Here is a 24,513-nt window from a genome sequence, read left to right on the forward strand (position 1 = left end):
ACGCCGCCTTCCGGGATCGTTCAGGCTTCCCGGGAGGCGGCGTCGCCCTCCTGACCATCCCCACGACGCCAGGGAGTGTCGACGATGTCATCGTCCGTGTCCTCGAGCACCAGCCTCGCGATCGACGGGCTCGTCAGCGGGCTCAAGACGACCGACCTCATCAACTCGTTGATGAGCGTCGAGGGCGTGCCGCAGACCCTGCTCAAGAACAAGCTCACGAGCACCAACTCGTTCATCTCGTCACTGCAGACGATCAACGGGTTGGTGCAGGCCCTCGCGACGAAGGCGAAGGACGCCGCGAAGGCGACCTCGCTCGACCTGTTCACCGCCACGAGCTCGTCGTCGGGCGTCACCGCCGTGACCGGCACGAACGCGAGCGCCGGGTCGCTGACGTTCACCGTCGGTGCGACCGCTTCCGCGCAGGTCGGGGTGACCGCCGCGATGTCGACGTGGTCGGCCGCCGCCGAGCCGATCACCCTGGTGGGCGCGGACGGCACGAAGACCACCGTCACGCCGTCGTCGGGCTCCCTCGACGACACCGTCTCGGCGATCAACAAGTCAGGGGCGGGCGTCACCGCCACGAAGGTCGCCGCGGGCGCCGCTGCCGACGGCACCAAGCTCTACCGGCTGCAGCTCACGTCCGCCAAGACCGGCGCCGCTGGCGGCTTCGAGGTGTACCGGGGGACCGCCGACCAGGTCGCCGCCGGCACCGCGACGAACGTGCTGACCGAGGTCGGCGCCGCGGTCGTCGCCCAGGCGAAGGACGCCAGCGTCACGCTGTGGGCCGGCACCGCCGCCGAGCAGACGATCACGAGCGCGACGAACACGTTCACCGACCTGGTGCCCGGGCTCAGCGTCACCGTGTCGAAGGCGTCGACGGACCCGGTCACGGTCGGCGTCGCGCAGGACACCACGAAGGCGCAGGCCGTGGCCTCCGGACTCGTCGACGCGATGAACGCGATCACGTCCTACTACAAGACGAACACGGCGGTCACGAGCACCACGAGCGCGACCAGCGGCGCCACGACCACCACCGCCGGCGTCCTGATGGGCGACGGGACCTCACGCGACGCCGTGCAGCGCCTGGGCAGCACCATGTCGGCGCCCGTCGGCGGCAAGTCGCCGTCGTCGATCGGCATCACGATCACCAAGGACGGCAGCTTCACCTTCGACGCCGACGTCTTCCAGAAGGCCCTCGCCACCGACCCGGAGGGCACGCAGGCGATGCTCTCCGGCGTCGCCACGAACGTCGGTGCCGCCGCGACGGCGGCGTCCGACAAGTACGACGGGTCCCTCACCACGGCGATCACCGGCCAGCAGGCGGTCGCCAAGGACCTGAACACCCAGATCGACAGCTGGACTGACCGACTCACGATGCGCCGCGCATCGCTCCAGACGCTGTACTCGTCGCTCGAGACCAGCCTCAGCAAGCTCCAGTCCCAGTCGAGCTGGCTCGCCAGCCAGCTCGCGTCGACGACGAGCTGACGGGATCACCATGACCTTCGACTTCCAGGCCGCCGCCTTCCGGCAGGCTGCGCAGCCCCGCACCGTGACCGACCAGCGTCGCGCCCAGTACACGAACGAGGCCGTCCTGTCGGCCACCCCGGCGCAGCTCGTCACGATGCTCTACGACCGGCTGCTGCTCGACCTGCACCGTGCCGAGGCCGCACAGACCGGCGCCGACTGGGACGCCGCCCGCGAACAGCTCCTGCACGCCCAGGCGATCGTCGGCGAGCTGTCGTCGACGCTCCGGATCGACGTCTGGGACGGGGGTGAGGGTCTGCTCGCCGTCTACAACTACGCGTCGACGTCCCTCATCACCGCGAACGTGCACCGTGACGTGCAGGCCACGCGGGACTGCATCCGGATCCTCGAACCGCTGCGGCAGTCGTGGCACGACGCCGCGGCGTCGCTCCCGGCGACGCCGGCACGCCAGCAGGCGACGGGCGGAGCCCTCGGTGTCGCCTGAGCGAGCACCGTCGCCTGAGCCGGCACCGTCGCCTGAGCCGGTCGACCACCGCCTCGCCTGGGAGGCCCTGCTCGACTCCCTGGAGCACGACGCCGCCCGGCAGGCGGCCGACCCCACGGCCGTGGTGGGGTGGTCGGAGCCGGCCGGGCTGGGTCCGGTGCCGCGCGACCTGGTGGGGCGTGCCTCCCGGCTGCTCGCCGCGCAGCGGGACCGCATCGCGGAGCTGGAGTCGGACCGACGGGCGACGCTCGAGCACCTCGGTGCCCTGCGGGCCGTCGACGCGACGCGCGAGCCGCGCGGCGCGGTGTACCTCGACGCCTCCGCCTGACCCGTCCGCCCCGCTCGACCCGGTACGACATGCTCGACGTCGTACGACATCGAGCGTGTCGCTCGCCCGCGTCTGCAACATCGGGCGAGCGCAGGCTGCGACGAGCTCGTCGTCGGACGACATCGACGGTGTCGACGTCCAGCGAGCGCAACCGTTCCCAGCGTAAATGGACGGCGCTGGCACCGTGCGACGAGGTGGTCGTCGTACGACATCGACGATGTCGTCCGATCCCGGACGCAACTGTCTGCGCGTGCAAGGTGCGTCATCGTCGACGTCGTACGACAACGAGAGTGTCGTCGACCCGCGCGTGCAACGTGACGCGTGTGCACGGTGCGACGTGATCGATGTCGTACGACAACGGGGATGTCGTTCTGCATCGGACGGACGCGCACCGGCCACCCCCGTTCGGGGCGAGGGCTAACGCGGCGCGCGACGGGCACCGATAGCGCCACACGAGCACGGATCGCTCACCAGTTCGGCCACGGATCGGCCACCACCGCACGGCGACGTCCACCGACGACGCCTGACGAGGGGACCACCGTGTTCGATTCCGTGACGAGCGTCGCGCTGCAGAGCGCTCTCGACGGCCTGTCGATGCGCCAGAAGGTGATCGCGAACAACATCGCGAACATCAACACGCCGAACTACCACGCCGAGAAGGTCCAGTTCGAGGACGTCCTGGCGAAGTCGATCACCGACGGCAGCGGCGACACCGCGCCGACGGTCGCCCGCAGCCTCGAGCCGACGAACACGAACGGCAACAACGTCAACCTCGACGAGGAGACGCTCTCCAACGTCGACACCGTGCTCCGGTACCAGTTCGCCACCCAGGCGATGAACTCCGAGCTCACCAGCGTCCGTGCGGCGATGCGGACGAACTCGTGACGACCTTCGACGCGATCGGCATCGCGAGCACCGGCATGACCGTGCACCGGAAGTGGCTCGACGCCGTCGCGGACAACATGGCGAACGCGAACACCGTGAAGTCGATGGACGACACCGCGTTCCAGGCCCGCTACGTCGAGGTGCAGGAGGGCAACGGCGTGTCGGGCGCCTACGTCAAGGGCGCCGCGTTCGGCAGCGCCGCCGGCCGCGTGACCTACGACCCGGACAACCCGCTCGCGAACGACGAGGGCTACGTCCGCATGCCGGACATCGACCTCGGCACGCAGATGGCGGACCTCATCATGGCCCAGCGCGGCTACCAGGCGAACGCCGCCGTGGTCGACCGTGCCAAGACCGCCTACGAGGCGGCACTGCAGATCGGGAAGAACTGATGCCCATCGACGCCGTCAACGGTGTGACCACCAACGCGATGACGAACGCGCTGACGAGCGTGTCCGGCACGTCCAGCGACGTCGCCGGAACCGCCGGCGCCACCAGCACCGACGGCAGCGGGTTCGCCGCCAGCCTCGGGAACGCCGTCGACGGGCTGCAGGCGCTGCAGAGCGACTCGAAGACCCTCGCGCTCAAGGCCGTCACCGGCAACCTCGACGACATCCACGACGCGACCATCGCCGCCACCCGCGCGCAGGTCACGCTCGAGCTCGTCTCCGCCGTCCGCAACAAGGGCGTCGACGCCTTCAACGAGATCATGAGGATGCAGGCCTGATGCCCGTCGCCGTCAAGAACGTCTTCGCGCGCCTGTCCGCGTACGTCAAGGGCTTCTCCGCCGCCCAGCGCACGATCGCGATCCTGGTGATCGCCGCGCTCGTGCTCGGTGGGATCGCCCTGGCGTCGTGGCTCGGCAAGGCCTCCTACGCGCCGCTCTTCACCGGGCTGGCTGCCGCCGACGCGAGCTCCATCACCGACCAGCTGCAGACCGACGGTGTGCCGTACCAGCTCACCGACGGCGGCGCGACGATCCTCGTGCCGCAGGCGCAGGTCTACTCGGAGCGCCTCAAGGCCGCGTCGAACGGGCTGCCGTCGTCGAACGAGGGCGGGTACTCGTTGCTCGACCAGATGGGCGTGACGAGCTCGGAGTTCCAGCAGGACGTCACCTACAAGCGGGCGATGGAGGGCGAGCTCGCCAAGACCATCGGCGCGATGGACGGCGTGCAGACCGCGACCGTGCAGCTCGCGATCCCGGAGAAGTCCGTGTTCGTGTCCGAGGAGAAGGACCCGACGGCGTCGGTCTTCATCGCCACCGACAACGGCACGCAGCTGAGTACCGACCAGGTGCAGGCGATCGTGCACCTGACCAGCGCGTCGGTCGAGGGCATGCAGACCACCGACGTCTCGGTCGTCGACGCCAAGGGCCAGACGCTGTCCGCCGTCGGCACCGGCGCCACCGGCAGCGGCGCCGACCAGGCAGCCGACTACGACGCCGCGACGAGCAAGAAGATCCAGGACCTGCTCGACACCACCCTCGGCGTCGGCAACGCGACCGTCGTGGTCTCCGGCACGATGAACCAGGAGTCCGGCACCCGCAGGTCGGAGAGCTACACGACCCCGACCTCCGGACCGGTCGCGCTCAACGAGTCGAGCACCACCGAGCAGTACGGCGCCGGATCCGGTGCGTCGAAGGGTGCGACCGGGGTCCTCGGCCCGGACAACATCGCCGTGCCCAACGGGACGGCGACGAGCGGCACGGGCGACGACGGCTACACGAACGAGTCGGCGACGAAGAACAACGCCGTCGACCACACCACCGAGACCACGCAGATCCCCTCGGGGTCCCTCGACCGGCAGACCATCTCGGTCGCGCTGAACTCGAAGGCCGACGCCGTGCAGAACGCGAACCTGCAGAGCATCAACGACCTGGTCTCCGCCGCAGCCGGCGTCGACCAGGACCGCGGCGACCAGGTCAAGGTCGCGATGATGGACTTCGACACCAGCGGCGCCGACCAGGCCGCCAAGGCCCTCGAAGCGCAGCAGAAGGCCGACCAGCAGGAGGCCCTGTGGTCGTCGATCCGCACCGCCGGCATCGTCATCGGCATCCTGCTCGCGCTCATCGCGGTCATGTTCGTCATCGCCCGCCGCAGCCGGAAGCAGGAGCGCGAGGCGGTCGACCTCGGCGAGCTCGACGCCTTCGCCGGCGAGACGTTCCAGCTGCCCCTCGCGATGGACGGCGCCGCCGACCGTGCGACCCTCGGTGCCGGTGACGCCCCGACCGCCGTGCTGTCGACGATGCCCGCCGGTGACCCGCCGACCGAGGTGCTGACGACCGACGAGATCACGGCCGAGCGTCGCCGCCAGGACATCTCCGCGCTGGCCGAACGCGACCCGAAGCGCACGGCCGAGCTGCTGCGCGGGCTCCTCGACGACCGGGCGCCGGTGTGAGCGCCCTGATGCCGAGCGCCGGCGGCCCGGGCAACGGCACCGGCAAGAACTCGAGCGACCGCACGCTGAGCGGCGCGCAGAAGGTCGCGCTCATCCTCATGCAGATGGAGACCGACCGCGCCGCCGAGGTGATGAAGCAGTTCACCGAGATGGAGGCCGAGGAGATCTCGGCGGAGATCGTCCGGATGCGCCGCGTCGAGGACACCGTCGTCGATCAGACCATGTCGGAGTTCCACCGGATCACGATGAGTGGTCGGCTGCAGAAGCGCGGCGGCAAGGAGACCGCGCTCGGGCTGCTCGAGGCGTCCTTCGGCGCCGAGCGGGCCGCCGGCGTGATGGACCGCCTGGCCTCGAACCTGGCGGGCCAGTCCTTCGACTTCCTCGACGACGCCGAGCCCGGTCAGGTGATCACCCTGCTCGAGGGCGAGCTGCCGCAGACCATCGCCCTCGTCCTCGCACACCTCAAGCCGGGGCAGGCGAGCGCCGTCCTCGCGGGTGTCGACGAGCGCGTCCGCACCGACGTCGCACAGGCGTTCGCGACGATGGGCAGCGCAACCCCGGAAGCCGTCGGCATCGTCGCGGGTGTCCTGCGGCAGCGCGCCGGCGCCGTCGTGTCGCCGCGCGAGAGCGTCGAGGTCGTCGGGGGCATCGCGCCCCTGGTCGACATCATCAACCGCTCCGACGTCGCCACCGAGAAGGCCGTCCTCGACGGGCTGGAGGCCCGTGACCCGGAGCTCGCCGAGGACATCCGCTCGCGCATGCTCACCTTCGAGGACATCGTCAAGCTCGAGTCCCGCGACATCCAGCAGGTGCTGCGCGGCATCGACTCGAAGCTGCTGGCGACCGCCATGAAGGGTGCAGCCGGACCCGTCGTCGAGACGATCCGCGCGAACGTGTCCGAGCGCAACCGCTCGCTGCTCGACGACGAACTGCAGGCCATGGGCCCGGTCCGCGTCTCGCAGGTGGAAGAGGCGCGCGCCGAGGTCGTCCGTTCCGTGCGCGAACTCGAGGCGCAGGGCGTCATCACCGTGCACCGCGCCGAGGAGGACGAGCTCGTTGACTGACACCACGACCGCCGGCATCGTGCAGCGCATCGCGTTCCCCGTCATCGGCGACGCCGCCGGGCGCGAGCGTGCGTCCGGTGCGGACGTCCGCGGCCACGCCGCCGGCTACACCGCAGGGCTCCGCGCCGCGCAGGCCGAGACGGACGCCCTGCGCGCCCGCCTGCAGGCCGAGCACGCCGCGCTGACCGCGTCGCTGCGCGCGGACACCGTCCGCCGCATCGCGGTCCTCGACGCCGCGACGAACGCGATGCTGTCCACGGTCGCGCCCGTCCTCAGCGACGCCGAGGCGTCCGTCGCCAGCGCGGCCACGGACCTGGCCGAGGCGATCGTCGGGTACGAGATCCGGGCCTCCCGTCCGACGGTCGGTCCCGATGACGGAGGGGAGGCCCGGATCACGTCCGGCGCCGAGACCACCGTCCGGCGGGCGCTCGCGTCCATCGACCGCAGCGTCCCGGTGGCCGTCCGGCTCAGCCCGGCGGACGCGGCCCGCGTCGCGGACGTCGACCTGCCGGTCCCGGTGGTCGCGGACCCCGCGCTGCGGGACGGCGACGCCGTCGTCGACCTGCCGGACGGCATCCTCGACGCCCGGATCGCGACCGCGCTCGACCGCGCCCGCACCGCGCTCGGTGTCGAGCTGCACGGGGCGTCGGCATGAGCGCCACGCTGCTCCGGCCCCGGGGGCTCGACGACGCCCTGCGGCAGGCCGCACCCCAGCGGGTCGGCGTCGTCACGAGCGCCGTCGGCCTCGGTCTGACGATCGCCGGGCTCGACGCCCACGTCGGCGAGGTCGTCACGGTCGGAGCAGAGGGCGGCGTGCAGACCGCCGTCGAGGTCGTCGCCACCGACGCCTCCGGCGTGCGCTGCATGCCGCTCGGCCGCCTGACCGGTGTCACCGCCGGCACCCCCGCACGCCCCACCGGCCGTCCGGTGCTCGTGCCGACGGGGGCCGGGCTGTTCGGCCGTGTGCTCGACGGGCTCGGCCGGCCGATCGACGACCGCGGCCCGCTCGTCGGCGCCGGTGGCGAGCCGGTCGACCTGGTGCCGCTCGACCACGCGACGCCGAACGCGATGGCGCGCACCCGCATCGACACCCCGATGCAGCTCGGCGTGCGGGTGCTCGACACCCTCACCACCGTCGGCCGCGGCCAGCGCATGGGGCTCTTCGCGGGCTCCGGCGTCGGCAAGTCGTCGCTGCTGTCGATGATCGCGCGGGGGAGCGACGCCGCCGTCAACGTCATCGCGCTGGTCGGCGAGCGTGGCCGCGAGGTGCGCGAGTTCCTCGAGGACGACCTGGGGCCCGAGGGTCTCGCCCGCTCGATCGTCGTCGTCTCGACCTCCGACGAGCCCGCGCTCATGCGCCTGCGTGCCGCGTTCGTCGCCACCCGCATCGCCGAGTCGTTCCGCGACGCCGGCCAGGACGTCGTGCTCATGATGGACTCGCTCACCCGCGTCGCGATGGCGCAGCGCGAGATCGGGCTGTCCGTGGGGGAGCCGCCGGCGACCCGGGGCTACCCGCCCTCGACCTTCTCGGTGCTCGCCGGGCTGCTCGAGCGCGCCGGCACCGACCGGGTCGGCAGCATCACCGGCATGTACACCGTGCTGGTCGACGGCGACGACCACAACGAACCGATCGCCGACGCCGCCCGCAGCATCCTGGACGGGCACGTCGTGCTCGACCGGAAGCTCGCGATCACCGGGCACTTCCCGTCGGTGGACGCCCTCGGCTCGGTGTCGCGCGTGGCCTCGAAGGTCACCCGACCCGAGCAGCGTGCCGCCGCCACCGTGCTGCGGAAGGTGATGGCCGCGCGTGCCGGCGCCCAGGACCTGCTCGACGTCGGCGCGTACCAGCGCGGCTCGAACCCGCTCGTCGACGCCGCCGTGGACCACCAGGGCGCCATCGACGCGTTCCTGCGCCAGGGGATGGACGAGCGGGCGACCGCCGACGCCTCCTGGCAGCGCCTCGGCGGCCTCGTGCAGCAGCTGGGGGTGTCGTGATGGCCCGCCGGTTCCCGCTCGCCGGACTCCTGCGCCTGCGCCACACCGAACAGGACCGCGCGGCCGCCTCGCTCGCCACAGCGAACGAACGGGTCCGTGACGCTGCCGACGCCCGGATCGCCGCGCGCCGGAGCCTCGCCGACACCGAGGGCGCGCAGCCGATCGAGGACGCCGCCACCCTGAGCGCCGTCGCCGCCGCGCGTGCTGCGACCCGCGGGATGCTCGAGGAGCTCGACGCCGTCGTGCGAACCCGCCGCGCGGACGCCGACCGTGCGCAGGACGAGTACACCGCCGCTCGACGTGCCGCGGTCGGCCTGGAGAAGCTCGAGGGCAAGCACGCCGCCGAGCAGGCCGCCGAGGAACTCCGCACCGAACAGAACGCCCTCGACGAGATCGCGGCACGACGCCGCACGGAAGGTGGTGCCCGATGAGCGTCGAAGCGGTGCTCTCCCGGATCTCCGAGATCCGGTCCCAGATCGACACCCTGCGCGGGGGCTCGGCCGCGGCGGCCAGCTCGTCGTCGTCCGCTGCCGCGACCAGTGCGTCCTCGAGCGCGTTCGCCGATGCACTGGCGACCGCCACGGGCTCCACCGGCACCGCGACCACCGCTGCCGCAGCCGCCGCCACGACCGGCAGCGCGCCGGCCACCTCGGTCGACGCGGGCGCCGGGACGCTCGCCACGGGCAGCGGCGCCACCGGCTCGGACGTCGTCGCGGACGCGAAGAAGTACCTCGGCGTGCCCTACGTGTTCGGCGGCACCACGACCGCCGGCATGGACTGCTCGGGGCTGGTGCAGACCGTGTTCAAGGACCTCGGTGTGACCATGCCCCGGGTCGTGCCGGACCAGGCGAAGATGGGCGTCGAGGTCGGGTCCCTGAAGGACGCACAGCCCGGCGACCTGATCGTCCCGAAGGGCGAGGGCCACGTCGTCATCTACGTCGGCGACGGCAAGGTGCTGCACGCGCCGCGCCCCGGGAAGGACGTCCGCATCGTCGACAACTGGTACTCCGACGCCGACATCGCCACCATCCGCCGCATCGTGCCGGCCCAGGCGTCCGCCACCCCGGCGCCGACCGCGACCACGGCCGCGAGCAGTGCCACCGACCTGCAGACCGCCGCGCTGCTGTCCATGATGCAGACCGGGAGCGCCGCATGAGCCTGACCATCGCCACCCAGCCCCAGCCCGCGCCCGTTCCGGCGAGCACCGCTGCGCCATCCCGCGCGAGCTCCGACCCTGCAGCGCCCGGATCGTTCGACGCTGCCCTGTCCGCTGCCGCCGCGACCGGTCGTCACGCCGGCGACCGGGCAGCGGCGCGCGACGACGGTGCCGACACCGCGACCGACGACGGCACCACCCCCGCGACGCCGCCCACGCCGGACACGACGCCGCCCACGCCGGAGACGGCCACGGCCGAAACGGCTGCGGCTGCCGACGCGCAGGCGCTGCTGCTCCCCGGACTGGTGCCCACACCCACCGCCGCCCCGGTTCCGGCGACCGCCGCCACCGCTGCTCCGGAGGCCGCCACGCTCGAAGCGGGGTCCGCCGCGGATGCCGCGACGACGGCTCCGGCGGTCCTGCGGTCGGCCGTGACCGAGCCCCCGGTGGCCGGTGCGGTCTCGGTTCCGGCCCCGGCCGAGCTGTCCGCGACTCCCGTGGTCCCCGCGCAGTCGGCACGCTCCGACGCAGTCGCCGGTGCGGACGCAGGGGAAGCGGCGGGCGAGTCCACCCCGGCGCCGGCACGCTCGACCGCTGCGCCGACCGCGTCAGCGCAGCTCCTGGCGGCCACCGCCCAGCAGGGGAGCGTTCCGCCCACCCCGACCGACGCCGGCTCGGCCGGAGCCGCCGTCCGCACGGCCGCCGCACCTACGGCCTTTGCATCTACGGCCGCCGCAGCGACCGCAGCCGCCGCACCGCTCACGTCGGCGGTCCCCACGCAGGCCGCGCCCACGAACCCGACCCCCGCGGACGGCACCGCGACCGCGACCCCCGTCGTCGTCACCGCCGTCGCGGCGACCGCTGCACGCGGTGCCCAGACCGGCCACGGGACGGAGCAGCAGGGGTCGACGGCGGGTGATCCGGGCCTCCCGGCAGTCACCACCGCCCGCGGTGGCGAGACGCCCTTCGTCCTGCCCACGACGCCGACCGCCGCGCCCACCCCGGCCACCGCGGCTCCGTCTGCGTCGGCGACGCCGGCACCGCTCGGGCAGCAGCTCGCGCGCCCGGTGTTCTCGCTCGCGCAGGCCGGCCCCGGTGAGCACGTCGTCACCGTGCAGGTCGTGCCGGACAGCCTCGGACCGGTCACGGTCCGCGCACACGTCACGGCCCACGGCATGCACGTCGAGCTGTTCGCGGCGTCCGAGGCGGGCCGCGACGCGGTCCGCCAGGTGCTGCCCGACCTGCGGCGCGACGCCGCCGGCACCGGGCTGAGCACGACGCTCGACCTGTCCTCCCAGAACCACCCGGACACGGCGCCGGGTCGCGACCAGCGACCGGCCGACGGCCGCCTGCGTGCCGACACCGGCCTGGAGGCACGGCGCACGTCCGCCACGCAGCCAGCGTCCTCCGCCACCACCTCCACCATCCGCACCGCGGGACTCGACGTCCTCGCCTGACCGGCTCACGAACAGGAACCAGACCATGCCCATCGACGGCATCACCGGCAGCGTGGACCAGGCTGCCCAGGCCGCGGCCCTCGCCGCGAACTCGACCGCGAAGAAGTCCCAGACGATGGACTCCGAGGTGTTCATGAAGCTGCTCGTCACGCAGCTGCAGAACCAGGACCCGTCGTCGCCGATGGACACCAACCAGATGATCAGCCAGCAGACGCAGCTCGCGATGATGGAGCAGATCACCAACCAGACCACGACGGGGAACGAGAACTTCTCGCTCCAGATGCGCATCGCCGCAGCCAACCTCGTCGGCAAGCAGGTCAGCTACACCGACGCCGCGACCGGCACCGCCGTCACCGGGACCGCCTCGGCCGTGTCGTACGCGAACAGCGTTCCCACGGTCACCGTGAACGGGAAGGAGGTCGCTCTCGACGTGATCTCCGGCATCACCACCACCGCACCGGCTTCCTGACCGTTCTCCTTCCCCTTTTCCTCCCTGCTCTTCCTGCCTCTCCGAAAGGACGCACCATGCTCCGCTCGCTCTACTCCGGGATCTCCGGCCTCCGCTCGCACCAGCAGATGCTCGACGTCACCGGCAACAACATCGCCAACGTCAACACCGTCGGCTTCAAGGCCTCGTCGACGGTCTTCCAGGACACCCTGTCGCAGATGACCCAGGGTGCCGGCGGACCGCAGACCGGTGTCGGCGGCACCAACCCGGCGCAGATCGGCCTCGGCGTCCAGGTCGCCGGCGTCTCCACCAACTTCGCGCAGGGCTCGGCCCAGGCCACCGGCAAGGCCACCGACCTGATGATCTCGGGCGACGGCTTCTTCGTCACCCGCCTCGGCAACGACACCGTGTACACCCGCGCCGGCGCGTTCGACTTCGACGCCGACGGTCGTCTCGTCACCGCCGACGGCAAGATCGTGCAGGGCTACCCGGCCACGAACGGCGTCGTCAACGACAACGGGGGCCTCGCCGACATCACGCTCCCGCTCGACGCCGCGGCACCGGCCGTCCGCACCACCTCGGCCTCGGTCGCCGGCAACCTGCCGTCCGAGACCGCGGCGGGCGCGACCATCACCCGCGAGGCCACCGTCTACGACGCCTCCGGCGCCAAGCACACGATGTCCCTCGCCTACACGCGCACCGCGAACGGCTGGGACGTCACCGCCCGGAACGGGCAGGGCACCACCGCGAACGGGTCCCTCACGTTCGGCACCGACGGCAAGCTGACGTCCGGCGGCACGCTGACGGTCGGCGGCATCGCCGTCGACATGGGGGAGCTGACCGGCTTCGCGTCGCTCAACACCGCGTCGATCGGGTCGCAGAACGGCCGCGAGGCCGGCGCGCTGCAGGGCTACGCCATCTCGAAGGACGGCACCGTCACGGGCACGTTCTCGAACGGTGCGTCGCTCGCCCTCGGCCGCATCGCCCTCGCGACGTTCGCGAACCCGGCGGGCCTCGAGAAGACCGGCGCCTCGGGCTACCGTGCGACCGGCAACTCGGGCACCGCGACCGTCGGCGGCCCCGGCTCGGCCGGCGTCGGGTCGCTCGCGGCGGGCACCCTTGAGATGTCGAACGTCGACCTGTCGCAGGAGTTCACGAACCTGATCGTGGCGCAGCGCGGGTTCCAGGCGAACGCCCGCATCATCACGACCTCGGACGAGGTGCTGCAGGAGCTGACGAACCTGAAGCGCTAGGCGCGCTCCTGGACTCCTGACCGCCCGGGCCTGTCGGGCGGTTGGTGGCTCCGTAGACGGCCGCTTGGGTCCGTCGTTCCATGCCGAGTTTCGCGAGCAAGCCGGAGACGTAGTTCTTCACGGTCTTCTCGGCGAGGTCGAGCTGTTCGGCGATCTGTCGATTGGTGAGCCCCGCGGAGATGAGCGTGAGCACCTGGCGTTCCCGCATGGAGAGATCGGGGTCCTTGCTGGGCAGTGTCCGGGCGAGGCGGTCCGTGACGCGGGCGGTCAGTGCCTGTGGCAGGAGTCGCTCACCGGCTGCTGCGCGTCGGATGTCGCTGACGAGGGACTGGCCGCGGATGTCCTTGATGACGTATCCGGCGGCTCCGGCGAGCACGGCGCCCTCGGCTGCGGACTCGTCGTCGTAGGCGGTGAGCATCAGGCACGCGATGTGCGGGAACGCCGAACGGATGTCGCGGCACACGTCGATCCCGCTGCCGTCGGGGAGCCGCACGTCGAGCACGACGACGTCCGGTCGGGTCGCCGCGACCCTGCCGAAGGTCTGCGCGACGGTGGCGGACTCGCCGATCACCTCGAGATCGGGCTCGGCGTTGATGAGCTCCGCGACGCCGCGGCGCACGATCTCGTGGTCGTCCAGCAGGAACACGGTCGTCGTCATTCGAGCTCACTTCCGCGGCTCGTCGGCAACGGGACGGTCCAGCGGACTGCCGTGCCGCCGCGATCGCCCTGTGCGACAGCGCAGCTGCCACCACGGCGGTCAGCGCGAGCGGCGAGGTTCGCGATGCCGCTCCGCCGTGTCTTCGCTCCGGGAAAGGGTCCGGGGCCGTCGTCGGAGACGAGGACGGTGAGCGTACCGTCGGCCGTCGCGATCCGGAGCTGGCTGGACGCTCCGGGTGCGTGGCGGGCGATGTTGGTGACGGACTCGCGGACCACGGCGATCACGTCGTCGGCGAGCTGACCGTGGACGTCGAGGTCCACCGGGCCGGCGAAGGTCACGGAGGGTTGCACCTCGAGCGCAGTCGCGATCGACGCGACCGTCGTGAGGACTCGATCGCGGACGGAATCGACGCGGGGTCGTTCGATCGCGCCGAGTGCGAAGACGGCGGTGCGGATCTCGCTGATCGCTTCGTCGACGTTGCTGATCTGTTCCTCGAGTCGTCCTCGGAGCGGAGCGGGGCTTGATCGCGCGATCGACTGCAGGGCCAGTCCGGCACCGAACAGGCGTTGGACGGCGTTGTCGTGGAGGTCACGGGCGATCCGACTGCGTTCCTCAGCGCGGTCGAGTGCGCTTCGGTCGTGGCGGCTGCGCGCAACGGCGAGCACGACGCTGGTCTGGCGACCGAAATCGGCGGCCATGTCCAGTTCTGACTCGGTGAACGGAGCACCGCCAGGTGCCCGCGATGCGACCAACGATCCGAGCGCACCGCCGAAGGCGCGGAGCGGTATCGCGATCGTCGGACCGAGCGCTGGCTGCCAATCGGCGACCGAGGGAGTTCCGCTGAGGTCGCCGGACACGGCGCGCTGCGTGGCCATCGCATCACCGGCGAGGGTTCCGACGGCGGTGTACTCACGTCCGCGAACGTCGTCGGCCCACTTCCCGGAGGCGGCTGTGACCCGCACGGTCTCCGGATTCCCGACTGGTTCGACGATGGAGACCAACTCGGTGTCGACGAATGCTCCGACCCGATCGACGACCATGGCGAGGACGACCGAGACGTCGTCGTCGGCGAGGAGGGCCGCCGTCACTTCCGACGTGGTGGTGGTCCATTGTTCGCGGAGGCGGACGTGTTCGAAGAGCTGCGCGTTGTCGATGGCGACGCCGGCGGTCGCGGCGAGCGCACCGGCGAGTTCCTCGTCCTCGTCGGTGAACTCCGCATCGGTCGTTCCGTCGAGTCGCAACGTGCCGTACACGGTGTCGCGGACGCGGATCGGAACCGTGATCTGGCGCGCTCCGCCCTCGGCGGAGTCCTGCGGACGGTCCTCGCCGGCGTGGACGGAGCGTTCGGTCCCGCCGATCGCGCTCGAGACGGTCAGCAGACCCGAGCGGGCCGAGACGAGTTCGACAGCGGTCTCGACGACCGCGTGCAGTGTGTCGGCGAGGTCGAGGTGCTCGACGATGCGCCGGTTCGCGCTGAGGAGGCTCCGCAGCCGCCCCTGTGTCCGGAGGACGGCGTGTGCGTGCTGAACGAGGTCGGCGACGTTGCGTTCGAGATCTGATCGTGCCACGTCTGGGAAGTGCAGTTGCCGTTCCATGTGGTCCGTCCCGTCCTTGCTCTGCACGGTAGCCCTGCCCTGCCCGATGGGGTCCGGTCACGTTCGAGCGGGCGGCAGCGGACGTGCTCGTCAGTGGTGCGCCGGCCGCCAGGTGGGCGGGACCACGCACACCGGCGTGCGCGTGCGGTGGAAGAGGTCACGGGCGGTGGATCCGAACACGGCGCCCCCGACTGTCGTACGGTGCTTCCTTCCGATGACGACGAGCGCGGCCGAGGTCGCTGCGTCCGCGATCGCCTGTGCCGCAGAGCCTTCAGCGACTGCTGCGTGGACGGAGACGGTCGGCGTCTGTGCGCGCACGATGGCCGTCGCGTCGGTGAGTTCGAGTTCGGCTCCTTCCCGGAACAGTGCGGGCTGCTCGGCGAGGGTGACAGGCCGGGCACCCATCGGGACGGGCAGCTGCCATGCGGCGACCAGGCTGATTGCGGCGCCGGTTCGTGCCGCCTCGTCCGCACCGAACACCACCGCGGCGTCGGGCTCACCGGACGCGACGCCGAGCACGATGGGTCCGTCTCGGATGACCACGTCGTCGGGCACGACGACCGTGGGCACGGCCGCGAGGGTGGCGATCGACTCCGGGAGCGATCCCGACAGGGCAGAGCGGATGATCCGTGAACGGTGCGCACCGATCACGAGGAGGTCGCTGCGCTCGGACGCGTCGAGGAGGACCTGCTTCGGGGAGCCGGCCCGGAGCGTCAGGGTGACGACGGCGTTGTCGTTCTCGGCGGTGATGAGCTGCCCGATCTCCTCGAACCGTGCCCGCGTCGAGGCCCAGTACGCCTCGGTCTCGTACCACTCGATGGCGTGCACGAGCTCGACCCGCATCGGCCCCGTTCGTGCTCGATGGGCCACCCACTGGACCGCAGCCCGCGCACCGGTGCTGTCGTCGATGCCGACGGTGATCTGCTCGATGCTCATGGTGCGGACCGTTCGAGGGCGTCGGCGTCGGAGAGCTGCGCTCGTTCGATGGCCTCGGTTCCGGGGACGACACAGACCGGGGTCTGGCTGTCCTGGACCAGCCGGTGCGCGACCGACCCGCCGAGGGCGCCGCCGAGTGTGGTGCGGTGGTTCCGCCCGATGACGATGAGTGTCGCGGACACGGCGATCGATGCGAGCACCTTGCCGGGCACCCCTTCGAGCAACAGCGCGCTCGTGCGGAGCGCCGGGAACCGGACGGAGATGATCCGGGTCGCGTCGTCGAGGACCCGACGGCCGTGCTCCTCGTGTCGCGCGGGGTCCCCCAGCGCGGCGAGCATGCCCCCTTCGTCGGTGCTGGGAGCACGCCAGACACGCACGAGGACCAGTCCGAGCCCACGACGGAGCGCTGCCCGGGCGGCGGCGTCGAGTGCCGGGACCGCGATGTCGTCGTCGACGCCGTGGACGACGTCACCGGTTCCACCGGACCAGTCCGACGGGACCACCACCGTGGGAACCGTCGACTGTGTTGGAATGCGCTCGGGCAGCCAGCCGTCGAGCGCCGTCCGGACCGGGTGGTCACGGCGGGAGCCGATGACGAGCAGCTGCGCGTGACGGGCCGCGTCCACGAGGACCGTTGCAGCGTCACCGAATCGGAGCTCTGATCGGACCGTCGACCCGGCGCAGCCAGCGAGTCGGCGTCGCACCTGGGCCAGGTGCTCCTCGGCTGCGATCGGATCCGAGCCCGTGCTGTCCATCGCGGTGATGAGTTCGATGTCGCACGGGGACGTCCGTGCAGCCTCGACGACCCAGTCGACCGCGCGGTTGTTCGCGTCGTGGTGGTCGACCCCGACCAGGATGTGCTGCCGCTCGATCGAGTCGCTCATCGTGCACCCGCGGTGGTGACGGCCGACGAGTCGGTGTGCGGTTGATCGTGCTCGGCGTCTGCAGCGACGTGGTGCGTGCCGCCGTGCAGGGGTGCGTCCGGGGGGACGGTCGCGACCGGGATGCCGGAGTCGCGCAACAGCTGCTGCCCGACCGATCCGAACAGCGCGCCGCCGAGCAGCGTGTGGTGGCGGCGGCCGACGACGAGCAAGGATGCGGAGTCGGACAGTCCGGCGATCACGTGACCGGCGCGTCCTTCCCGGACGGCGGTCCGGACCCGGAGGCCGGGGAACTGCTCCAGAGCTCGGCGAGCGAAGTGGCCGACGAGTTCTTCGGCTTGGTGTGCCCAGATCTCGCGGTCTTCTTCGACGTAGGCGTACCCGTAGGGCGTCGACACGGTCGGCACCTGCCATGCGCGGACGATCGTCAGCTCGCACCCTGCAGTGAGCGCTCGCTCGGCCGCGAACGCGAGTGCGGTGTCCGACGTGTCGGCGTCGATGCCGACGACGATGCCGCCGTGGTGCTCCTCCCAGTGTTCGGGGACAGCGATGACGGGGATGCCGGAGTTGGCGGTGACGCGTTCCGGAACCCAGCCGGACAACGCGCGAGCAACGGGCGATGCTTGCCGAACGCCGATCACGAGGACGTCCGCCGCGGTCGCGGGAACGGTACCGGGGGAGGTGCCGGTTGCGTGGACCGTGATGTCGAGGCGCGGGTGACGGCGACGCAGTCGCTCCTGCGCAGTGTGCAGCGGTGCGGCCGGGGAGCCGGCGGTGCCCGCGCGGCGGTGCTCGCCGATCATCACGATGTCGACCTGGTCGAGTTCGGAGAGGACGTTCGCGTCGATCCATGCCAGGGCGTTCTGGCCGGCAACGGTGTCGTCGATGCTGATCCTGTAGCGCGTCATGTCGTGACTCCTTGCCCCTTCGGCCGGAGGGAGTTCCACCGACGCCCATCACGGTATTTCCGCCGGATCGCGCTGGTCAGTGCCGAACGTCCCACGGCGCCACGGGTCGACGTGCTGGTACTCGCGGCCGTGCCGAGGGCTCACCGCGGGACGTTCGGCTCTGCGACGAACACAGGGACGCCCGTAGCGTCCGAGGAGAGTCAACGGCACGACCGCGCGTCAGCGGCCCTGCGTTGCCTCGTGAACCTCGCCACACGCTGGCGGGGGAGAAGCCCGCCGCCGGTTCGGGACTTCCGCGATGTTCAGCGGCATCGTGGGGCACGGGTCCAGTGCGACTGGTCGTGGCGGGACGTCCGGCCGGTCCGCCGAGGTCATGACGTCGGTCCGTTCGGCGTGACGAGGATCTTGACCGCGGTCTCGCGGTGGTCGATCAGCGCCTGGAACCCGTCCGGTACGAGCCGCTCCACCGGGATCTTCGCGGTGATGAACGGTGCCAGGTCGACCTTGCCGGTCCGCACCAGGTCGATCGTCGCGGGGTGGTCGTCTCGGTACGCGATCGTGCCGCGCAGGTCGAGTTCCTTGAGGACGACCTTCTGGATGTCGATCGATGCGCGGGAGCTCCAGATCGACACGTTCACGATCACGCCGCCCGGGCGGACCACGTCGATGAGTTGGTCGAGGACCACCTGCACGCTGGAGCACTCGAAGCCGACGTCGGCGCCGCGCCCGTCCGTGAGTTCGAGGACCCGTGCGGGGACGTCGTCGGTCGTCGGGTCGAGCACGTGGTCGGCGACACCGGTGTTCGCGGCCATCGCCTTCCGAGCGGCACCGGGTTCGGAGATGATCACGGTCAGCCCCTCGGCGTGCAGCACGGCGGCGAGGAGGAGTCCGATGGGTCCGGCTCCGCCGACGAACGCGATGTCCCCGGACGTCGCGCCGCTCCGCACCCATGCGTGGTGGGCAACGGCGAGCGGTTCGATGAGCGCGGCCTGGTCGAGCGGGATGTCGCCGATCGGATGCACCCAGCGCTGGTCGACGACGATGCGTTCGCTGAGCCCCCCGCCGCCTCCGGCGAGTCCGATGAAGCCCATGCTCGTGCAGAGGTTGTAGCGGCCGGCGACGCACTGCGAGCAGTGACCGCAGACGAAGTAGGGCTCGACGACGACGTGCTCGCCGACGTGCAGGTCCGCGACGTCATCGCCGACCTGCGTGATGGTTCCGGAGAACTCGTGTCCCATCGTGACGGGGACCTGCTCGTGCGTCAGCGGGTGCGGGTGGCCGACGGGCGGGATGAAGATCGGCCCGTCGAGGTACTCGTGCAGGTCGGTGCCGCAGATGCCGCACCAGGCGATGTCGATGGTCACCGCCCCTGATCGCGGCTGCGGCTCCGAGATGTCGTCGATGCGGATGTCGCCTCGTCCGTGGAAGCGTGCTGCCTGCATCGGTCTGCTCTCTTGTCGGGGTCTGGTCTGGTCTGACCGGGCCGCAGTGAGTTTCATCCCGGAGTCGCCATGCGTACAGAGCCGAAGGTCCCTGATCAGTGCGGCTGCGGTGCCCGGTGGGGATGCGCACACGCGACCGCACGGGCCGTTCGGCCCTGTGGCGCCAGCCCTCGGGCGTCGAGGATCGTGCTGAGCGGCGACGCCGGGGCCCCGGACCGTCCTGCCAGAACGAACAGAGGAACCCCGCCATGACCAGCTACACCATCGGACTCGACGACACCAGCAGCGGACGAGCTGCCTTCGACTGGGTGAAGTCGCTGCCACTCGATGCCCGCGACGTGGTGAAGGTGGTGACCGTCACGGAGTTCTTCGGCGAGGCGTCGGGCTCGGCACGGCGGCGGCTCGTCGACGCTGCCGCTGCACTGCGCCGGGAACACCCGGGGGTCAACGTCGCGGAGATCTCCGCGGAGGGACCGACCGTGCAGCGGCTGATCGCCGAGGCCCGCGGCGGCGATCTGCTCGTCATCGGCTCGCACCGGGACCGCATGCTGCGGTCCATGGCCACCGGTTGGCTCCCCGAACGCATCGCCGTCGCATCGACCGTGCCCACGGTCGTGGTCCCGGATGACTGGAACCGCTTCGACGGTGACGGTGACGTCGTGGTCGGCATCGACACGATCGACGAGGCGAACGCCGCTGTCGTCGGCGCCCGGTTCGCGGAGGTGTTCGGCCGGTCACTGCAGCTCGTCTCGGCGCGTCCGATCCCGGTCGGTGCCGTGGTCGCCGGCGGACGGACCGGCGCGGTCGGCCTGGCGCAGATGCGCCCGCAGGACGCGGAACTCCTGGAAGCGGTCATGGACCGGGTCCGCACCCGGTACCCGGCCGTCCACGTCCGCGCGGAAGCCGTCGACGGCGATCCGATCGACGTCATCGCCGCCGCCGCGACCGATGCGCTCATCGTGTTCATCGGACGCGAACACCACACCGCCGCCGGCGGCGCACTGTTCGGCTCGGTCGGCATGAACCTCATCCACGGATCCCGCACACCCGTGTGCGTCGTCCCGACAGCATGACCGCCGTGCGCCGACCCCTGCTCACCACGCGCACCGTCGACACCGTGACCGAACGGTGGCTCGCATCCGCCGCCCTCGACGCGACCGGCCTCGTCGCATCGCTCCGGATCGACGAGGAACGCATCCTGCTCCGCGGGGACACCGGGTGCCACGCCGATCGGACCCTCGCGCTCGAGATCGCGGAAGCGGTCGCAGGCGCCGATGCCGTCCGGAGCGAGATCACGATCCGGCCCCTGCACGTGGGATCTGACGACACCGACGGCACGGTCGCGGCCCGCGCCGCCGCGGCGCTGGACGCAGTGCCGGGTGGCGGCGCGGTCACGGTGACCGTCGTGGACCACGTCGCGACCCTGCACGGTGTGGTGCCCGACGCCGCGACCCGCGTCGCGGGTCACGCGGCGGTGGCGCGGACCGAAGGCGTCCACTTCGTCGACAACCGGCTGACGGTCGTCGACCGGGCCACGCCGTGACGGACGGGAGGCGCGGTGCACGCCCGCACCGTGCCTCCCGTCCGGCGCTCCGACGGCTGCTCTGGATCCTCCTCGCGTCGCTCGGCGCGTACTGGGAACCTGGCTCCCGGTCCTCGCAGCAGCGTCAGTGACCAGATCCCGCGAACCGCGGTGCGCCGAGCGGAACGACGTCGGCTTGCGGCACGGGTTCCGGCCCGAACACCGTCCGGCCCAGGATCGCCTGGAGGTCGGCGAGCATGAGCAGCTGACGGTGGTTGATCTCGAGCAGCGCCTCGATGTCGACCTTCGCGGCAGCGTTGGTGTCGAAGTCGTGCTGAGCCAGTGCCGCGGCGATGCCGTCCTGCCGTTTCGCCGCGATCAGCAGGATCGCGCCCTGCAGGCCGGCGAGCATGCTGAGGAACAGGTTCAGCAGGATGTACGGGTACGGGTCCCATGCGACTCCCACCGTGTTGACGGCGGCCCAGACGAGCATGAGAACGACGAACCCGCCGACGAAGCCCCAACTGCCCATCTTGTTGCGCATCGCGTCAGCCGCCCGTTCACCACGGGTGAGGGACGAGTGGTGTCGTTGGTGCCAGGTCAGCCGGGGCTCGGAACGGGCGCTCCGGCGCGGGGTTCCGGTGGTGTCCATGCGCGAAGCCTCTCGAGTGCGATGCGGATCCCGACGGACCCGGCACCATCCCAGTCGACGGATGTCGGCTCGGCCAGAGCCGAACGTCCCGGAACCGGACGGACGGGCCCTTCGGCCCTGTGCGCCGACTGCGAGTGGCCGGAGACTGACGAAGGCCAACCCGGTCGAACCAGCAGGAGGACACGATGATGAACCGCCACAGCGTCGCACGGAGCACCGCCGAGATGCTCGACTCAGCCTCCCCGGCAGTCGCCCTCGAGCCCTACCAGTGCTGGACGAGGCTGCAGACCTCACGGACGGGGCGCATCGTGACCGTCGGATCGGGCCGCATCGAGATCCGCCCGGTGAACTTCGTCTCCGACGGACACTCGATCGTCTTCGAGACGTCGAGCGAGGTCGTCCGCACCGCTGCAGCCGAGCACGATCAGGTGGTCTTCGAGGTCGACGAGCACGACGGGTGGAGCGTGTGGAGCGTCATCGTGCGGGGGACGATGACGGAGACGGACGACCTCGACCTGCCCGAAGGCACTGAGTTGCGCTCCATGCTCCCCACCGTCAAAGGGACGCGGCTCCGGGTGACGCCCGACGAGATCACGGGTCGCCTGTTCGACCAGGCACCCTGATCATGGCCGGCACGGGCGCTCCGCTCCGCTGCAGCACACGGCACTGACCGCCGTGCCGCTCTGGCTCGTGCGGCTCGTGCGCAGTCGATGATCCGCCCGAGCACACCGCAGCCGTGCCGGCGTACCGTCGCCTGGACCACCACAACGGACGATCGGAAGAACGCATGAGCTCGCACACCACCAGCACCGCTTCGGTCACCGCCAAGACCCTGCTCCGCATCGCACTCGGCGCCGTCCTCGTCTCGCACGGCTCCCAGAAGCTCTTCGGCGCCTTCGGCGGTGGAGGCATCCAGGGCACCGCGCAGGGCATGCACGCGATGGGGTTCCGCCCCGCCAAGCGGAACGCCGTCCTGGCCGGGATCGGGGAGGCCGGCTCCGGCGCCGCCCTGGCACTCGGACTCGCCACCCCGATCGCCGGTGCGGGCGCAGCGACGACGATGGGCGTCGCGTCGAGCGTGCACACCCCGAACGGCTTCTTCAACGCCGACGGCGGGTTCGAGTTCCCGGCGTTCCTCGGCTTCTCGGCGGCGATGTTCGCGCTCGGCGGCCCCGGCCCGGTGTCGCTGGACCACGCCACGCGGCACGTGTTCGACCGCCCGTGGTTGCGGGCGGTCGCCCTCGCCGCGATCCCGGTCGCGATCGCGGTCCAGGTCGCGCAGCGTCGGAAGGCGCTCGCGTCCGACGCTGCGGCCTCCGACGACGCGGACGGTGGCGTCACGCCGGCGTGATGCCGCCCAACCGTGCCTCTTCCGCGTCGTACCCGGCGCGGACTTGGCGCAGCACCAGGTCGTCGATCTCGTCCGAGTCGCGGAGCCGCAGCAGGGTCGCGGCCTTGTGCTGCACCAGGGCGAGTTCGAGCGCGACGGCGGAGTCGTGCCGCTGCAGTGCCGGGTGCTCGTCGTCGTCCTCTTCGCGTGCCTGGATGACGTCGAGGTGCGCCTCGTAGTCCTTGCGGACGCGGTCGACGGTCGCCCGGTCGGCGCCCGTGGAGCGTGCGAGCCGGGGGAGTGCGTCGAGGGCCTCCTCGATCGCGGTCCGCTCCGCGAAGCGGCGCTCCTCGCCGACCGACTCGTCCTCGGGCAGCGCTGCCCGCCGCAGGACCGCCGGCAGCACGAGGGCCTGCCCGACGATCGTGACGACGACCACGCCCGCCGTCACGAAGACGATGAGGTCGCGGTCCGGGAAGTCCGCTCCGGACTCGAGCATGCGCGGCACGGCGACGGCCATCGCGAGCGACACCGCACCGCGGAAGCCCGCGAAGCCGCTGACGAGCCGGTCGCGGTGCCCCTCGCGCGGTGCGCCGCCGGTGCGTCGCGTGACGAGCCAGACGGTGCCGCCTGCGGCGTTGAGGAAGGCGAACCGCACGACGACGAGCACCACCGCGACGGCGAGCACGATCCCGGCGGCGCGGAGCAGCTCGGGTGGCGTGAGGGCCCGGGCCGCGACCATCGCCTCGATGCCGACCAGGACGAACAGCGCGCCGTTGAGCAGGAACGTCAGGAACGACCAGAACGCCCGGACCTGCTGCCGGGTCTCGGCCCGGTCGAGTTTCGGGCCGACCTGGCTGACGACGATGCCGGCCGCCACGACGGCGAGCACGCCGGACGCGCCGATGGCCTCGGCCGCGAGGAACGCACCGAAGGGCACGAGCAACGTGACGAGGTTCTCGAGCACCACGGTGTCGACCCGGCGCAGCACGAGCGTCCCGACCCACGCGGCGGCGAGGCCCGCGGCGACCCCGCCCACGTAGGACAGGACGAGCATCCCCGACACGCCCCAGAAGGTGAGCTCCTGCGTCCCCACCGTGACGGCGACCGCGATGCCGTAGACGACGAGGGTCGTGCCGTCGTTCACCAGGCTCTCGGCGCGCAGGACGGTGACGTTGCGGCGGGGCAGCATCTTCGTGAGCACGCCGACCGCGGTCGCGTCGGTCGGGGCGACCGCCGCGCCGAGCACCCATGCTGGTCCCCAGGGCAGGCCGAGCAGGTGGAGCAGCACCGCGACCGCTCCGGCCGTGACCACCACGAGCAGCGTGCCCATCAGGACGATGCCGCGCAGGTTCTTCCGGATCTCGCGCAGCGACGTGGTCAGGCTCTCCCAGTACAGGAGTGCCGGCAGGAACAGCAGCAGGACGGCGTCGGCGGGCAGCTCGACGTCGGCGAACTGCGGCACGAACGCCAACGCGGCGCCGAACACGAGCAGCAGCACCGGCGGGGCCACCCGGATCCGGTCCGCGATCCCCGCCGTCAGCGCGATGGCCAGGCCGAGGACGACCACCAGTTCAGGACCCAGCACGTGCACTCCGATCGTCGTCCGACCCGCAAGTCAACGCCGATCGCCGGTG

The 24,513-nt window shown here is 71.5% G+C and carries 27 protein-coding genes; 19 read left to right on the plus strand and 8 right to left on the minus strand.

The features are described 5' to 3' along the window. Positions 1-96: 96 nt before the first annotated feature. The 15 genes from fliD to ACVKXF_RS08450 all read left to right on the plus strand — a co-directional run bounded on the left by fliD (position 97) and on the right by ACVKXF_RS08450 (position 12,952). Positions 97-1,485 (plus strand): flagellar filament capping protein FliD, encoded by a 1,389-nt coding sequence (gene fliD / locus ACVKXF_RS08380; RefSeq protein ID WP_456795440.1) that lies wholly within the window; start codon positions 97-99, stop codon positions 1,483-1,485. Between the two features lie 10 nt (positions 1,486-1,495). Further along, positions 1,496-1,969, plus strand: a complete 474-nt coding sequence (locus tag ACVKXF_RS08385; protein ID WP_222661070.1) for a flagellar export chaperone FliS — start codon at positions 1,496-1,498, stop codon at positions 1,967-1,969. Continuing rightward, positions 1,959-2,297 carry a hypothetical protein gene (locus ACVKXF_RS08390; RefSeq protein WP_456795441.1) on the plus strand — a complete coding sequence of 113 codons (339 nt, stop codon included), beginning with the start codon at positions 1,959-1,961 and terminating at the stop codon, positions 2,295-2,297. The genes ACVKXF_RS08385 and ACVKXF_RS08390 overlap by 11 nt, the downstream gene beginning before the upstream one ends. Positions 2,298-2,837: 540 nt before the next feature. Further along, on the plus strand, positions 2,838-3,182 hold the full coding sequence (locus ACVKXF_RS08395; protein WP_456795442.1) for a flagellar basal body rod protein FlgB: 345 nt from the start codon (positions 2,838-2,840) through the stop codon (positions 3,180-3,182). Further along, positions 3,179-3,574: a flagellar basal body rod protein FlgC gene (locus ACVKXF_RS08400; protein WP_235035933.1), complete on the plus strand. Its 396-nt coding sequence runs from the start codon at positions 3,179-3,181 to the stop codon at positions 3,572-3,574. The genes ACVKXF_RS08395 and ACVKXF_RS08400 overlap by 4 nt, the downstream gene beginning before the upstream one ends. Beyond that, positions 3,574-3,909 carry a flagellar hook-basal body complex protein FliE gene (fliE, locus tag ACVKXF_RS08405; RefSeq protein WP_123312739.1) on the plus strand — a complete coding sequence of 112 codons (336 nt, stop codon included), beginning with the start codon at positions 3,574-3,576 and terminating at the stop codon, positions 3,907-3,909. Before ACVKXF_RS08400 ends, fliE begins: the two co-directional genes overlap by 1 nt. Then, complete coding sequence (gene fliF, locus ACVKXF_RS08410; RefSeq protein WP_456795443.1) at positions 3,909-5,579, plus strand: flagellar basal-body MS-ring/collar protein FliF; 1,671 nt, start codon at positions 3,909-3,911, stop codon at positions 5,577-5,579. The genes fliE and fliF overlap by 1 nt, the downstream gene beginning before the upstream one ends. Beyond that, positions 5,576-6,643: a flagellar motor switch protein FliG gene (gene fliG / locus ACVKXF_RS08415; protein WP_261784217.1), complete on the plus strand. Its 1,068-nt coding sequence runs from the start codon at positions 5,576-5,578 to the stop codon at positions 6,641-6,643. Before fliF ends, fliG begins: the two co-directional genes overlap by 4 nt. Beyond that, positions 6,636-7,298, plus strand: coding sequence for a FliH/SctL family protein (locus ACVKXF_RS08420; RefSeq protein ID WP_456795444.1), 663 nt, complete (start codon positions 6,636-6,638; stop codon positions 7,296-7,298). Before fliG ends, ACVKXF_RS08420 begins: the two co-directional genes overlap by 8 nt. Beyond that, entirely contained in the window at positions 7,295-8,638 is a 1,344-nt protein-coding gene (locus ACVKXF_RS08425) for a FliI/YscN family ATPase (RefSeq protein WP_456795445.1), read from the plus strand. Before ACVKXF_RS08420 ends, ACVKXF_RS08425 begins: the two co-directional genes overlap by 4 nt. After that, positions 8,638-9,069 carry a flagellar FliJ family protein gene (locus ACVKXF_RS08430; protein WP_123312735.1) on the plus strand — a complete coding sequence of 144 codons (432 nt, stop codon included), beginning with the start codon at positions 8,638-8,640 and terminating at the stop codon, positions 9,067-9,069. Before ACVKXF_RS08425 ends, ACVKXF_RS08430 begins: the two co-directional genes overlap by 1 nt. Continuing rightward, on the plus strand, positions 9,066-9,794 hold the full coding sequence (locus tag ACVKXF_RS08435; RefSeq protein WP_456795446.1) for a C40 family peptidase: 729 nt from the start codon (positions 9,066-9,068) through the stop codon (positions 9,792-9,794). Before ACVKXF_RS08430 ends, ACVKXF_RS08435 begins: the two co-directional genes overlap by 4 nt. Next, positions 9,791-11,251, plus strand: coding sequence for a flagellar hook-length control protein FliK (locus ACVKXF_RS08440; protein WP_456795447.1), 1,461 nt, complete (start codon positions 9,791-9,793; stop codon positions 11,249-11,251). The genes ACVKXF_RS08435 and ACVKXF_RS08440 overlap by 4 nt, the downstream gene beginning before the upstream one ends. Positions 11,252-11,276: 25 nt before the next feature. After that, positions 11,277-11,720, plus strand: coding sequence for a flagellar hook assembly protein FlgD (locus ACVKXF_RS08445; protein WP_123292727.1), 444 nt, complete (start codon positions 11,277-11,279; stop codon positions 11,718-11,720). Positions 11,721-11,776: 56 nt separating this feature from the next. Further along, the gene (locus ACVKXF_RS08450; RefSeq protein WP_123312730.1) at positions 11,777-12,952 is read left to right on the plus strand and encodes a flagellar hook protein FlgE; all 1,176 of its coding nucleotides are present in this window, start codon (positions 11,777-11,779) and stop codon (positions 12,950-12,952) included. Here ACVKXF_RS08450 and ACVKXF_RS08455 read toward each other — a convergent pair. The 6 genes from ACVKXF_RS08455 to ACVKXF_RS08480 all read right to left on the minus strand — a co-directional run bounded on the left by ACVKXF_RS08455 (position 12,903) and on the right by ACVKXF_RS08480 (position 19,372). Continuing rightward, positions 12,903-13,610, minus strand: coding sequence for a response regulator (locus ACVKXF_RS08455; RefSeq protein ID WP_456795448.1), 708 nt, complete (start codon positions 13,608-13,610; stop codon positions 12,903-12,905). The genes ACVKXF_RS08450 and ACVKXF_RS08455 overlap by 50 nt on opposite strands. After that, complete coding sequence (locus ACVKXF_RS08460; protein WP_456795449.1) at positions 13,607-15,178, minus strand: GAF domain-containing protein; 1,572 nt, start codon at positions 15,176-15,178, stop codon at positions 13,607-13,609. Before ACVKXF_RS08460 ends, ACVKXF_RS08455 begins: the two co-directional genes overlap by 4 nt. 117 nt (positions 15,179-15,295) lie before the next feature. Then, entirely contained in the window at positions 15,296-16,141 is an 846-nt protein-coding gene (locus tag ACVKXF_RS08465; protein ID WP_456795450.1) for a universal stress protein, read from the minus strand. Beyond that, positions 16,138-17,025 carry a universal stress protein gene (locus ACVKXF_RS08470; RefSeq protein WP_456795451.1) on the minus strand — a complete coding sequence of 296 codons (888 nt, stop codon included), beginning with the start codon at positions 17,023-17,025 and terminating at the stop codon, positions 16,138-16,140. The genes ACVKXF_RS08465 and ACVKXF_RS08470 overlap by 4 nt, the downstream gene beginning before the upstream one ends. Then, positions 17,022-17,930 (minus strand): universal stress protein, encoded by a 909-nt coding sequence (locus ACVKXF_RS08475; protein ID WP_456795452.1) that lies wholly within the window; start codon positions 17,928-17,930, stop codon positions 17,022-17,024. The genes ACVKXF_RS08470 and ACVKXF_RS08475 overlap by 4 nt, the downstream gene beginning before the upstream one ends. 371 nt (positions 17,931-18,301) lie before the next feature. Further along, complete coding sequence (locus ACVKXF_RS08480) at positions 18,302-19,372, minus strand: 2,3-butanediol dehydrogenase (protein WP_456795453.1); 1,071 nt, start codon at positions 19,370-19,372, stop codon at positions 18,302-18,304. Positions 19,373-19,620: 248 nt separating this feature from the next. On the opposite strand from ACVKXF_RS08480, the gene ACVKXF_RS08485 reads away from it, so the two are divergent. Together ACVKXF_RS08485 and ACVKXF_RS08490 are read left to right on the plus strand one after the other, a co-directional pair. Then, a complete protein-coding gene (locus ACVKXF_RS08485) occupies positions 19,621-20,445 on the plus strand; it encodes a universal stress protein (protein WP_456795454.1) in 825 nt (274 codons plus the stop codon). Positions 20,446-20,450: 5 nt separating this feature from the next. Then, the gene (locus ACVKXF_RS08490; protein ID WP_456795455.1) at positions 20,451-20,915 is read left to right on the plus strand and encodes a BON domain-containing protein; all 465 of its coding nucleotides are present in this window, start codon (positions 20,451-20,453) and stop codon (positions 20,913-20,915) included. A gap of 124 nt (positions 20,916-21,039) precedes the next feature. Here ACVKXF_RS08490 and ACVKXF_RS08495 read toward each other — a convergent pair whose 3' ends face one another. Continuing rightward, positions 21,040-21,546 carry a DUF1003 domain-containing protein gene (locus tag ACVKXF_RS08495; protein WP_456795456.1) on the minus strand — a complete coding sequence of 169 codons (507 nt, stop codon included), beginning with the start codon at positions 21,544-21,546 and terminating at the stop codon, positions 21,040-21,042. A gap of 185 nt (positions 21,547-21,731) precedes the next feature. Between ACVKXF_RS08495 and ACVKXF_RS08500 the strand changes: the two genes are divergently transcribed. Next, the gene (locus tag ACVKXF_RS08500; protein WP_456795457.1) at positions 21,732-22,169 is read left to right on the plus strand and encodes a pyridoxamine 5'-phosphate oxidase family protein; all 438 of its coding nucleotides are present in this window, start codon (positions 21,732-21,734) and stop codon (positions 22,167-22,169) included. Between the two features lie 164 nt (positions 22,170-22,333). Continuing rightward, a complete protein-coding gene (locus ACVKXF_RS08505) occupies positions 22,334-22,897 on the plus strand; it encodes a DoxX family protein (protein ID WP_456795458.1) in 564 nt (187 codons plus the stop codon). On the opposite strand, the gene ACVKXF_RS08510 is transcribed toward ACVKXF_RS08505, so the two are convergent. Then, complete coding sequence (locus tag ACVKXF_RS08510) at positions 22,884-24,464, minus strand: Na+/H+ antiporter (protein ID WP_456795459.1); 1,581 nt, start codon at positions 24,462-24,464, stop codon at positions 22,884-22,886. The genes ACVKXF_RS08505 and ACVKXF_RS08510 overlap by 14 nt on opposite strands. Positions 24,465-24,513 lie beyond the last annotated feature (49 nt).

The organism is Curtobacterium sp. PvP017, from assembly GCF_054060195.1.